The organism is Shewanella sp. BF02_Schw, assembly GCF_014596695.2.
Taxonomy (GTDB): domain Bacteria; phylum Pseudomonadota; class Gammaproteobacteria; order Enterobacterales; family Shewanellaceae; genus Shewanella.
Map to the genome: position 1 here is coordinate 1,393,484 of NZ_JABKAW020000001.1, position 11,756 is coordinate 1,405,239.

The 11,756-nt window shown below is 40.9% G+C and carries 10 protein-coding genes; 5 read left to right on the forward strand and 5 right to left on the reverse strand.

The genetic code is table 11. The annotated features are described in order from the left end of the window. Window positions 1-130: 130 nt before the first annotated feature. Window positions 131-1,975 carry a signal peptide peptidase SppA gene (sppA, locus tag HNW13_RS06235; protein WP_101087067.1) on the reverse strand — a complete coding sequence of 615 codons (1,845 nt, stop codon included), beginning with the start codon at window positions 1,973-1,975 and terminating at the stop codon, window positions 131-133. A 163-nt stretch (window positions 1,976-2,138) separates the two neighbouring features. Here sppA and HNW13_RS06240 point away from each other — a divergent pair, with 163 nt between their 5' ends. Beyond that, entirely contained in the window at window positions 2,139-4,154 is a 2,016-nt protein-coding gene (locus HNW13_RS06240; protein WP_101087068.1) for an NADPH-dependent 2,4-dienoyl-CoA reductase, read from the forward strand. Window positions 4,155-4,308: 154 nt separating this feature from the next. Here the strand turns inward: HNW13_RS06240 and yghU are convergent, their stop codons facing one another. Continuing rightward, a complete protein-coding gene (yghU, locus tag HNW13_RS06245; RefSeq protein WP_101087069.1) occupies window positions 4,309-5,178 on the reverse strand; it encodes a glutathione-dependent disulfide-bond oxidoreductase in 870 nt (289 codons plus the stop codon). 152 nt (window positions 5,179-5,330) lie between these two features. Next, window positions 5,331-6,005 carry a haloacid dehalogenase type II gene (locus HNW13_RS06250; protein ID WP_243756175.1) on the reverse strand — a complete coding sequence of 225 codons (675 nt, stop codon included), beginning with the start codon at window positions 6,003-6,005 and terminating at the stop codon, window positions 5,331-5,333. A 288-nt stretch (window positions 6,006-6,293) separates the two neighbouring features. On the opposite strand from HNW13_RS06250, the gene HNW13_RS06255 reads away from it, so the two are divergent. Then, window positions 6,294-6,587 carry a hypothetical protein gene (locus HNW13_RS06255; RefSeq protein ID WP_101087071.1) on the forward strand — a complete coding sequence of 98 codons (294 nt, stop codon included), beginning with the start codon at window positions 6,294-6,296 and terminating at the stop codon, window positions 6,585-6,587. A gap of 188 nt (window positions 6,588-6,775) precedes the next feature. On the opposite strand, the gene HNW13_RS06260 is transcribed toward HNW13_RS06255, so the two are convergent. Beyond that, the gene (locus HNW13_RS06260) at window positions 6,776-7,102 is read right to left on the reverse strand and encodes an EF-hand domain-containing protein (RefSeq protein WP_101087072.1); all 327 of its coding nucleotides are present in this window, start codon (window positions 7,100-7,102) and stop codon (window positions 6,776-6,778) included. 466 nt (window positions 7,103-7,568) lie between these two features. Beyond that, on the reverse strand, window positions 7,569-8,432 hold the full coding sequence (locus HNW13_RS06265; protein ID WP_101087073.1) for a PA4780 family RIO1-like protein kinase: 864 nt from the start codon (window positions 8,430-8,432) through the stop codon (window positions 7,569-7,571). Between the two features lie 585 nt (window positions 8,433-9,017). On the opposite strand from HNW13_RS06265, the gene HNW13_RS06270 reads away from it, so the two are divergent. The 3 genes from HNW13_RS06270 to HNW13_RS06280 all read left to right on the forward strand — a co-directional run bounded on the left by HNW13_RS06270 (window position 9,018) and on the right by HNW13_RS06280 (window position 11,746). Then, entirely contained in the window at window positions 9,018-10,166 is a 1,149-nt protein-coding gene (locus tag HNW13_RS06270; RefSeq protein WP_192115000.1) for a BamA/TamA family outer membrane protein, read from the forward strand. 13 nt (window positions 10,167-10,179) lie between these two features. Continuing rightward, entirely contained in the window at window positions 10,180-10,995 is an 816-nt protein-coding gene (locus tag HNW13_RS06275) for a hypothetical protein (protein ID WP_243756176.1), read from the forward strand. 454 nt (window positions 10,996-11,449) lie between these two features. After that, window positions 11,450-11,746, forward strand: coding sequence for a 2OG-Fe(II) oxygenase (locus tag HNW13_RS06280; protein WP_192114999.1), 297 nt, complete (start codon window positions 11,450-11,452; stop codon window positions 11,744-11,746). The last annotated feature ends 10 nt before the right edge of the window (window positions 11,747-11,756 follow it).

Genomic DNA, 11,756 nt, shown 5'->3' on the forward strand with positions numbered 1-11,756 from the left:
TATGTAGGCTCTTCTTTAACAGCGATTGCAGATTGTGGAAATTATACGAGTTTATTTGTCGATCCCCAATAAAAAAGCCTGCTAAGCAGGCTTTTTTTGAATAATCTTCATATTGCGGTCATTTGAGTGATTAGTAATTACAGTTTTCGCAATACATATAGACATGATTAGGGTCATCAAACATCGACAATGTTTCAAATGCGCCAGCCCACTGCTTGGCAAAGCGCTCAATGAAACTGGTTTGACGAACACTGTCTGGAACATAAGCGGCAGTCGCACCCATGATTTGCTGCATCAGTTGTTGTTCAGCGCTAAGCTCTTGTTCAATCAATTTAACGTCGAACTTGTCCATTTTCGCTAAATCAGCAGCTTTGGCTAATGCCACATCCATATCACCTAGTTCATCAACTAGGCCTAAGGTGAGTGCGCGTTTACCAGTCCATACTCGGCCTTGAGCAATGTTGTCAACTTGCTCTAGTGTCATATGACGTTCTTTTGCTACCAGAGAAATAAACTCATGATAACCACGTTCAATATGGCGTTGTACAACAGCAGCCACTTGCGGATTTAATTCGCGTGCAGGCGATAATCCGGCCCAATCAGATGTTGCGACACCATCAGAGGTCACACCAAAATGATTCAGTGCTTGCTCAAACGTAGCAAACATACCGAAAATACCGATAGAACCCGTTAGGGTTGTTGGTGTTGCAACAATATAGTCGGCACTGGCTGATATCCAATATCCGCCAGATGCAGCAAGACTACCCATGCTAACAACCACAGGCTTACCTGCTGCTTTTAGGGCTAACACTTCTTGACGAATTTGTTCTGACGCAAATGCACTACCACCAGGGCTATCAACGCGAAGCACGACGGCTTTCACCTTATCGTCAAAGCGTGCTTTCATTAGCAATGCAGAGGTACTTTCACCGCCAATTTGTCCAGCAGGTTGTTTACCGTTAAGAATCGTGCCTTTAGCAACGATAACGGCAACTGCGTCTTTTTCAACAAAGCTAGGCATAGGTGCGGTTAACGCTCGGTAATCATTAAAGCTAATTTGCTTAAAGTTTTTACCTTCTTTATCACTGCCAACACGTTCAATCATCGCGACACGGAACGCATCAGCCGAAACCAGTTCGTCAACCCATTTCATGTTGACAGCCATTTGAGCACTGTCACCTTCAGCTTTATCAAGCTGAGCAAGGAATTCATCTGGAGTTAACACTAATTGATCTGGGGCTATTTGACGGTTACTGGCCACAATAGTTGAATAACTTTGCCAAATATCGTTTAACAATACTTTACTGGCGACTTTATCGGCATCAGACATATCGTCACGAATAAAGGGCTCTACAGCTGATTTAAAGGTTCCCACTCGAAATACGTGAGTGGTAATTTTGAGTTTTTCGAGTGCAGCCTTGTAATATAAGCGATAACGGCTTAAGCCATCAAGCGCTACCATACCTTGGTTGTTAAGGTATATTTTGTCTGCAAAGCTGGCTAAAAAATATTGGTTTTGATCATAACCATTGGCCATAGCGATAACTGACTTATTGGCGGCTTTAAACTGGGTTAATGCTTCACCTATAGCGGTCATTTTACTAATACCGGCATCACGAAGATCCGCTAAGTCCAGTACTATACTGTTAATGCGGGCGTCTTGAGTCGCATTATTAATAGTATAAAGTACATCGGCTAATAGAATTTCACCTTCTGGATCATTCGCTTGCCCTTGGCTAAATGCCATTTCTATTGGGTCTACATAATGTTTTTGGTCCACTATGCTCCCAGACAAGTTCAGCACTAATGCTGATTGATCTTCGACGACAATTTCATCTTCGCTGTTGAGAAGTACTACAGCGATGACAGCCAACAAACCAAAAAATATAACGTTGATGATGAACTTACGGATACCGTTTACTGTATTCCATAACAGTAAAAACATCCTTTTTAAAAACGAGGGTTTAGCGGACATTTGCCACTCCTTTATCAGTCTAATGTAGTCATCCTAACTGAAAATCAATAAAAATGTGAAATTCAATTGTAAAGGTTTTTAACAAACGAGCGTTTAAATGATTGAGCAAACTTTACTGTCGGGGTATGCTGGTTTAAATCACTTGTTTAAAAAGGATGTTTGAATGTCGTTTCCACACTTATTAGAACCTTTAGATCTCGGCTTTACACAGCTGAAAAACCGCGTGTTGATGGGCTCAATGCACACGGGGTTAGAAGAAGAAAAAGGCGGATTTGAGAAACTGGCAGCTTTTTATAAAGAGCGTGCTCAAGGTGGCGTCGGGTTAATCGTTACTGGCGGTATCGCACCTAATTTACGTGGCCGTTTAGCGCCACATGCCTGCCAATTAAGCTTTTCTTGGCAAGTGGGTAAACATAAAATAGTTACCGATGCTGTGCATGAAGCGGGCGGTAAAATCTGTATGCAAATCTTGCATGCGGGTCGTTATAGCTATCATCCTTTTAGCTTAGCGCCGAGCAAAGTAAAATCGCCCATTACCCCGTTCACTCCCTCTGCGATGTCTGCTCGTCAAGTACGCTCGACGATTAAAGACTACGCTACCAGCGCGGCATTGGCGAAAAGAGCTGGTTATGATGGCGTTGAAGTCATGGGCTCTGAAGGCTATTTGATCAATCAATTTATCAGTTCGCGCACCAATAAACGTACCGATGAATGGGGCGGCAGTTATGACAATCGGGTTAAGTTTCCGATTGAAATCGTTAACGCTATTCGTCAGAAAGTAGGCAGTGACTTTATTATTGTGTTCCGTTTGTCGATGCTCGACTTAGTCGACAATGGCTCAACGTGGGATGAAGTGGTTCAGCTGGCAAAATCGCTTGAACAAGCCGGTGTGAGTATTATTAATACCGGTATTGGTTGGCATGAAGCACGTGTACCGACGATTTCGACCAGTGTACCGCGTGGTGCTTTTTCTTGGGTAACAGAAAAGCTCAAAAAAGAAGTCAAGATTCCGTTAATTGCCACCAACCGAATTAATACCCCAGAAATTGGCGAGGCGATTATTGCATCAGGTCAAGCTGATATGGTATCGATGGCCCGGCCATTTTTAGCAGATGCAGAGTTTGTGAATAAAGCGGCAGCTAATACCCCAGAGTTGATTAATACCTGCATTGGTTGTAACCAAGCTTGTTTGGACCATACTTTTGCGATGAAGCGGGCAACCTGTTTGGTTAATCCCCGTGCTTGTTATGAAACCGAAATTAATTTTACCCCAACAACCAGTAAAAAACGTATCGCTGTTATGGGCGCCGGTCCTGCGGGAATGGCGTTCTCGGTATACGCAGCGTCGCGTGGACATGAAGTGGTATTGTTTGAAGCCAAGTCTGAAGTCGGTGGTCAGTTTAATTTAGCGCGTAAAATCCCGGGTAAAGAAGAGTTTAGTGAAACTATTCGATATTTCATTAACCAAATTAAACTGCATAACGTTGAACTGCGTCTAAACACTAAATTGGATGCGGCAGTGCTGGCCAATGAGAAATTTGATGAAGTGGTCATCGCCGCTGGTGTGGTACCACGAGCGTTGGATTTACCGGGTTTTGATAATCCTAAAGTGGTCGATTACCAACAAGTATTAACGGGCCAAGTTGAAATGGGTAAAACGGTAGCATTAATTGGTGCTGGCGGTATTGGTTTTGATATGGCGCATTTCTTATGCGAATTAGAATCGAGCACTTTGCAACCGGATAAATGGTTAAAACAGTGGGGCATTGATAAAACCTATCAGAATGCTGGCGGGTTAACTGAAGAAGCCGAACATATTCCTGGTCGTGAAGTGTATTTATTGCAACGTAAAACTACCAAAATGGGCAAAGGTTTAGGTAAAACTACTGGCTGGATCCATCGCAGCGTGTTGAAGCAACATCAAGTGCATATGAAAACCGGCGTAATCTACGAAAAGTTTGATGAACAAGGCCTTCACATTAAAATAGGTGAACAATCTGAAATTCTTGCTGTAGATAATGTGGTGTTGTGTGCCGGACAAATGTCGAATCGCAGTTTGGTTGATGAAATGAAAGCCACTGGATTACCTGTACATTTAATTGGTGGAGTCGATGTGGCGGCTGAATTAGATGCCAAACGCGCTATTCGCCAAGGTGCAGAACTTGCGATGAGTATTTAATTGTCACAGACGTCTGGCTTGAAATAACGTTCACAATTTGCGTTGTTTCGGCCTCTGATGCGTCAATATAAAAAGCCTTCTGTAATGCAGAAGGCTTTTTAGTATCCCAATAAAATAAGTCAGGATACAATCGCGCCAAACTTTAGCGGCTGACTTATTTTACTGTGCTAGGACGCAGTTTTAGAACCTTATCAATATCTTCAGCGCAATGACGCTCAGGAACTTGTTCCCATTCTTCGCCCCAAGAGCGATTGATGATACGACCACGTTGGACCCCTTCACGAGTTTCAAGCAATTTAGCCCAACGAACAACATTGGTATAAGTCTCTACTTCTAGGAATTCGGCAGCCTCATATAAATTGCCTAATACTAAGTTGCCATACCAAGGCCAAATAGCAATATCTGCAATGCTATATTCTTCACCAGCAATAAAGGTGTTTTTTGCCAGTTGTTTATCTAGCACATCTAACTGGCGTTTAACTTCCATAGCAAAGCGATTAATTGGATATTCCTGCTTTTCATCGGCATAAGCATAGAAGTGACCGAAGCCGCCACCAAGGAATGGCGCTGAACCTTGGGCCCAGAACAACCAGTTAAATGTTTGCGTTCTGGCTTTGCCATCTTTAGGGAGGAATTGGTTAAACTTCTCTGCTAGATGAACCAAAATTGAAGCAGATTCAAACACGTTTTCGTCTTCATTAGCTGATTTATCCAATAAAGCAGGAATTTTTGAGTTTGGATTAACGGCAACGAACCCTGACGAGAATTGATCCTTTTCCCCGATGTTAATCAGATAAGCATCATATTCAGCTTCTTTAATGCCTAAGGCCAGTAGCTCTTCTAACATGATAGTTACTTTTTGCCCGTTTGGTGTGCCAAGAGAGTAGAGTTGCAAAGCATGCTCTCCGACAGGCAGCACTTTATCAAATCTTGCACCTGACTCAGGGCTATTAATGTTCGCCCACTTATTAGCGCCATTGTTATTATTTTGCCACACTTTAGGCGGGGTATATTGGTTAGTCATAAAATATCCTTGTACAACCTGTTAGCAGGTTAAGTAAATTGATAATGCGCTTAGCACAATGTTGTTAGTGTAGCGTGTAAAGCTTTAATGTATTAGCATCAACGCGTATGAGTTATGCTTATATTGTTTAAATACAGCATGTGAGTTATTTATTACAGGGCATCCAGTTGTTCACTTAATTCGATTAAACTACTGGCGGTTATGTCTGGTTCAATGCCCCACGGGTCAAATATTTTTTTACTGTCTCTTTTGATCCAAGCCGTATTCAGTCCGGCGGCTTTTGCACCAATAACATCCCATGGATTACTCGACACCATCCAACAATGATTGAGGTCAGATTGGGTGCGAGTCATTAAATAATGGAAAACGGCGGGGTTAGGTTTAAACGTCTTTAGGTCATCAACACTGATAACGTCATGGAGCTGCGGTAAAACGCCTGAATTTTGCATAAGCGTACGAACCGCAACTTCAGGTCCATTTGAAAAAGCGGCGAGGGTATGACCTTGATTGCGCAGTAACGCTAGCCCAGGAATGACATCATCAAAAGCCGTGAGTTGACTAAATTTCGCCAGTAAATCTTGTTGTTCGCTGTTTGACAGTGTGACGTTGAAAACAGACAAACAATATTGTAAAGCTTGCTGGGTACACACACCAAAATCTTCATATTGCTGCATTAAGCCACGACGAAACGCATATTCGACTTTTTTATCGTGCCATAATTGACCAAATGCTTGTGCCTTGTCGCCAATCAATTGCTGCAGATGCTGGCCCATATCCACTGGATCCACTAATGTGCCGTAAACATCAAATCCAATCATTTTATGCATGTTCATTGTTCCATTTGGGTTATGAGCCAAGTGCTTAAGCTCTTTATCATTTGATATACTTGCCAATAAGTTCTATTTGTAGCGAGTTAGCGTGCTCATAATGTGAGCCATGAGTTACTATAAACTAACTATATCATTCGTTCAATTACTATTTTGAACGAACGTTCCAAATGGTGTGAGTTATTAAATGATATTAGCTTGCTCTGCAATATTGGCTCTCAAGGAAAACTTTGATGTAGAGTTAATTCATTGTATTATATTGATAAAATTTATTGAAGGTAATGTTAAATGGAGTGTCCTCGTTGTAAGGGTATCTTTGCCCGTAAAGCGCTTAAACAAGTCCGTAAAGGTAAACATGGGGTTGAAACACAGTGCCCTAAATGTGATCAATGGTTGATGTTCGAGCCTAAAATGATGATGACCAAAAATATTGGCTTATTCATTTTGTTGGTATTCAGTGTGGCTAACTTCTTCATCGACAACACTGATTATCGCTTAATATGCTCGTTTTTAGGTTTTGCTGGTGCTTGTATTGCTTTTTATGGCGTATTTAAAAGTAAGCTTATTGCAGCGCAGGAGTAATGGGTAATGAGTAATGAGTAATTTTAGCGATGGTGTGGAAAAATAGCGCTATATCTTGCAGGTGTAGATACAACTAAGTCGTTTGCTATGCTATAGCGTATTTAAAAGAGAGGTGATGCTGATTACCTCTCTAAAGCGATGTTGATTATTATCCCGAGCTGAGATTATGTAGATATCCCAAACTGTGATTATTTAGAATTTCTCATCATTTCGTGATGAGATTGAAACTCTTCAGTATCAATAAACTTATTGTGGTCCAAATCGATACGCTCAAACATTTCATCACAATCCGATGCGTTTTTTAATAGTCGCCCTTCAGATTGATGCAATGCTTGCCTGGCTTTTTGAAAGCGTTCAAATTCCTCTTCAGATATCAATTTGTCTTGATTAGTATCAAAATCGGAAAATGCAGGCATCTGAGACATTCTCATCATTCCATTTTCATTTCCAATAACATTAGCTGACATAAAAATAGTCAGACAAACGAGTAATACTGATAGAACATAGCTACTCATAATATTCTCCTTGTTAACTTTCCAATATTATTATACGCCTATTTACCCATGTAAAAAACAAGGTTATATAAAGTGTGCAAATTGATCATATTACTTTTTAGCAAACATAACGATTCACTCATGACTATGTGGGAAAAAGCAATTGATTGAGGTTTAGCCAGTAATGAGACCATTGTGTTTGCTGACAAGAGGGTTAACTATCGCCTCAGAAATGTGCAGCGTTTAGGCAACCAGCGGTTATGGTTAACCCACTTGCTGCTTAATTAAAAAAAGCGGTTTAATTCGGTATTAACTCGGGGGGAATTCGCTGTCAACTTGAGTTAGCTTGGCGTTAATTAAAGGAGAAGGGCTAATTAAATAGGGAGACATTAACCTGACAATTTATTCGATAGCGTATTCGATCACTTATTCGATAATTTGTCGGAATGTCTCCCTAGGTGTTCACATGAGTGAATAAACGATCGATTTAATACTCGTCGCTGTTTGCATCACTCATGCGCTCGCGTCTTTCTTGGGCTTCTTCAAATGCAGCGTTAATTTCTTCTAATACAGAATCGACGTCAGCCGCTGTTGTGTCTTCTTCAAATAAACCGGTCAATTGTGTTTCCGGCGTTAATTCACCTTGTTCATACAAGGCCCACATTTCTTTAGCATATTTTGTTGCGGCTAATTCTGGGGCAAATTGAGAATAATAGTCTGTCATATTATTCACATCACGAAATAACATCGCTTTGGCATTATTGTTTGCTGATGCATCAACAGCTTGGGGCAGGTCAATGATAACCGGCCCATTCTGATCTACGAGCACGTTAAACTCTGATAAATCGCCATGAACAATACCTGCACATAACATTCGTACGACATAACCCATCATAACGTAATGCTGCGTTTGCGCTTGTTCAGCACTCATCTGAGTAACATCATTTAATCGAGGTGCAACATCACCATGAATATTGGTGATCAACTCCATCAATAGCACTCCATCAAAGCAGCCATAAGGCACTGGTACTCTAATTTTAGCGGCGGCGCATTTATATAACGCGTCGACCTCGGCATTCTGCCAAGCTTTTTCTTGTTCTTCACGACCGTATTTAGAACCTTTTTCCATGGCTCTACCACGACGACTGTTTTTGGTTTTTCGACCTTCTTGATATTGTGCTGCTTTTTTAAAACTGCGCTTAGTGGCTTCCTTATACACTTTGGCGCAGCGAATCGCATCGCCACATCTGATCATATAGACCGTAGCTTCTTTGCCACTCATGAGTTGGCTTATCACTTCATCGACGAGACCATCGTCAACCAGTGGTTGTAATCGTATAGGCGTTTTCATAGCGTCGTTATACCTTACTTGCGCGCTGGATGATATATCTAAGGAAATAATTTTTACTTGCTGATGGGCTACTGATTAAATGAGGCTCAATAGTACTGAATTTGTGCTTTGTAGACTCTTGTTTATTAGATGAAAATGCTGTAGCCATTCAGCTAAATATAGTCGATTCTGATCCTTTTACCGAAAGATATCGATGGGGTGAATGTTGAGTTATCACTAAAAAGAGCTGCCAAACGTGTTATATTAGCGGCCGTCATTTAGCGTAATGATATCAGTTGCGCCTATAGATTAAAATATTGCTGATGGTACGCCTAAACTAACGTTAGGTATAAAGGCCATCATTTAACGCAGTATAATATCTTGTATTTAATGATGGAGAACTTCAGCAAGACTTAAGTTCTTCTTCAGTCAGTATTGAGTGATGAGTAGGATAATCTTTTTTGATTTAGTTATTATTTGATTCTTATCTGAATCGGCTATTATTTGAAGCGATTATTGTCGATAACTCATTGAATAGTGATTCCAAAATTTGGCATGGAAGTCATCATGCACGCCTATTTTTTTTAACATTTTAATAGAGTTTTTATGAAACGGACCTTACTTTTAACACTATTTGTTTTTTCTCACGCCGCAACCGCAGTTGAACCTTTATTTGAAACCCCCAAAGATATGCAACCAACATGGATTGATGACATTTTGTCGGTTTTTGGCGCGGATGGTGAATTCGATGACACTAAAGCTATTGATATGAGTTATTTACCTACGGCTTATTACACCCCAGAGAAAAAGTTTGGTGTGGGTTTACTTATGGTGGGGTTATACAAAACCGATAACGCATCAAGTGAGCAACAGCCTTCATCATTGGTGTTGAATTCATTTGCTTCTGTGAACAATTCTTATGGCGTCACGGTAGAAAATATGACGTTTTTAAATCAAGGTAAACAACGTTTGTTGCTTGACTTAGAACTGCATAATGAAGCTGCTGTTTATTATGGAATAGGGATTGAACAAGGCGACCAAGACCTTAATCATCATGAGTTCAAAGAACAACTGTATAGTTTTAAGCCGCGTTGGATGACCGAAGTCGCCAGTAACTATTTTATTGGTGTGGGTGCTGACTTTATTTATACCACGGCCGACAGCTTAGAATTAGTCGCAACAGAAGCTCCTGTGGATTCAAGTACGCTTCTGCCAGACAACTTTAGCTCAGGTGTTGTAGTAACCAGTATTTATGATTCAAGAGATTACCGTTTAAACGCAACAAAAGGCTGGTTATTTCAGGTTGATGCTGGATTATACCAAAATGACCAGTTCGATTCGTTTTCTACTTATAATATTGAATTAGCGAACTATATTGATTTAGGCTCGACACCGGGGTTAATCGCATGGCAAGTGCAAGGTCACCTAACCAGTGGCGATGTACCTTGGAATCTATTACCTGATCTTGGTGGCTCCGACGCGATGCGAGGTTACATTAGAGGCCGATATCGTGACGAGCAAATGATGATGGGGCAAGTTGAATATCGCTTACCAGTGTTCCAACGATATGGCATGGTATTTTGGGGCGCTGTTGGTAGTGTGGCACCTAAAGTGAGTGAGCTAACCGATACGCTATTAACGGCCTATGGCACAGGATTTCGATTCAAAATTAAAGACAATATTAATTTACGATTTGATGTAGGGGTCGGTGAAAATGAAACTAACTTCTACCTAAATGTGAATGAAGTCTTTTAAGGCGATACTATTGATGATGACAGTAATGTCGCGAGTGAAGCTTATGCTTATGATGACCGGGTGTCGTAACATCCGGATATCTGCGACAGCTTATGCTGTCGACTCGAGAATGATGATCATTGTGTGTTTGGTTAGTGGCTTATTGCAGAGTAATAGTGCCTTGGCCAGTGACATTCCACACAGTTGCCAGCGAAGCTTTAATTACGCTATTTATCTCAGTGGTCTACACACTGGTAAGATGAACCGTACTGAGAACTGGCAGGGTAAATCTGCTGTTATAACCTCAAAGAGTGAAGCCAGTATTTTAGGAATTGGCACTCAATATCAACAACGTACTGAGTTATCGTGGTCAAATAACCGCAATGAATGGCTAACCGATAGTTTTCATCAGCAGGTAACCGGTTTTCGCTCACGAGACATGCAAGCCACTTTTTACAATAATGGCCTTGAGTCACGAGTGGATGTTGATGGCGATATTGAGAATTATACCTCAAGCCAAATACCATTAAGGGATGTAGACACCTTAGCCATTCAAATACGCGAAAACTTGCTCGGTGGCCGACGTCAATTTGCGTTAATTAGGCAAGCTTCAGATGCAATTGAACCTTATCAATTTTATGTAAAGGACGAATTAACCGCTACCATCGCGTCTTTGGGGGAGATACAACTTATTCCGGTGGAGCAAACCGGGGCCGAAGAGGTGACGTACTACTTTGCACCAAGTATGAATTATCAACTGGTGAAAGCCCATTATCATGGGATGATTTTGCAAGGTGTTATTGAGCTAGAACATTATGTTTCATCTTGCGATACCATAACGGAGAGCTAACCTTACCTCGTGATAAGCAGCAAGTTCAGTACCGTTTACTTCATTAGGCTTATTGACGCGTCAATGAGCCTAATTTTTACGGTATTATTGCCATAAATGGACACTATAGAGAATTGATTTACTCGTTATGGGCGGTGGCTGACTCATCACTATTTATGCTAGTTATTTTAGCATTAGCCATTATCTACACTAGCATTAGTCATTATTAGCACGAGTCAATAATGATTAAAGGATTAATCTCGATACCTTAATATTAGCCCCGCAAGATCATCAATAGACTTTTTCGTACAAGCTATCAAGTAACAATATCCCTGCGATAAGCTCGATGGCGTTAGTTGCTGACTAACATGATGAAATCGTGTCGTCTATGTTATATGATTTTGGCTGGTGAATATGACCCAAAATTTTTATCGAATAGGTATAATCTACTGCTGATGTTCCCATTGGAGATACCATGGCCAAGGTGATCAATAAAGCCATTTTTAGCAGTCGAATATTATCGATAAATCTGGTGACCTACCATACTCATCATCGTGTGATGACACATATCGATCCGGTACAACAAGGCCGCTATTACAAACTCAACTTTGTTCTTGTACAACCTAAAGTGGGCGGGGTGTTTCGTTGTGCCAAATGCATCATGAACTTATGGGGACGAGTATATTTATTTCGTCCAGATAAATATGAACACAGCGTGACTAATATTGAGACTGGTAAACGTGTGTTGCTAAGTGTTGCTTTGAACATCTAGAAGGGTGTTA

Bases quoted from the DNA above. Each gene is read 5' to 3' on its own strand.
- sppA (WP_101087067.1), bottom strand. From the start codon at position 1,975: ATGTCCGCTAAACCCTCGTTTTTAAAAAGGATGTTTTTACTGTTATGG.
- HNW13_RS06240 (WP_101087068.1), top strand. From the start codon at position 2,139: ATGTCGTTTCCACACTTATTAGAACCTTTAGATCTCGGCTTTACACAG.
- yghU (WP_101087069.1), bottom strand. From the start codon at position 5,178: ATGACTAACCAATATACCCCGCCTAAAGTGTGGCAAAATAATAACAAT.
- HNW13_RS06250 (WP_243756175.1), bottom strand. From the start codon at position 6,005: ATGCATAAAATGATTGGATTTGATGTTTACGGCACATTAGTGGATCCA.
- HNW13_RS06255 (WP_101087071.1), top strand. From the start codon at position 6,294: ATGGAGTGTCCTCGTTGTAAGGGTATCTTTGCCCGTAAAGCGCTTAAA.
- HNW13_RS06260 (WP_101087072.1), bottom strand. From the start codon at position 7,102: ATGAGTAGCTATGTTCTATCAGTATTACTCGTTTGTCTGACTATTTTT.
- HNW13_RS06265 (WP_101087073.1), bottom strand. From the start codon at position 8,432: ATGAAAACGCCTATACGATTACAACCACTGGTTGACGATGGTCTCGTC.
- HNW13_RS06270 (WP_192115000.1), top strand. From the start codon at position 9,018: ATGAAACGGACCTTACTTTTAACACTATTTGTTTTTTCTCACGCCGCA.
- HNW13_RS06275 (WP_243756176.1), top strand. From the start codon at position 10,180: ATGATGACAGTAATGTCGCGAGTGAAGCTTATGCTTATGATGACCGGG.
- HNW13_RS06280 (WP_192114999.1), top strand. From the start codon at position 11,450: ATGGCCAAGGTGATCAATAAAGCCATTTTTAGCAGTCGAATATTATCG.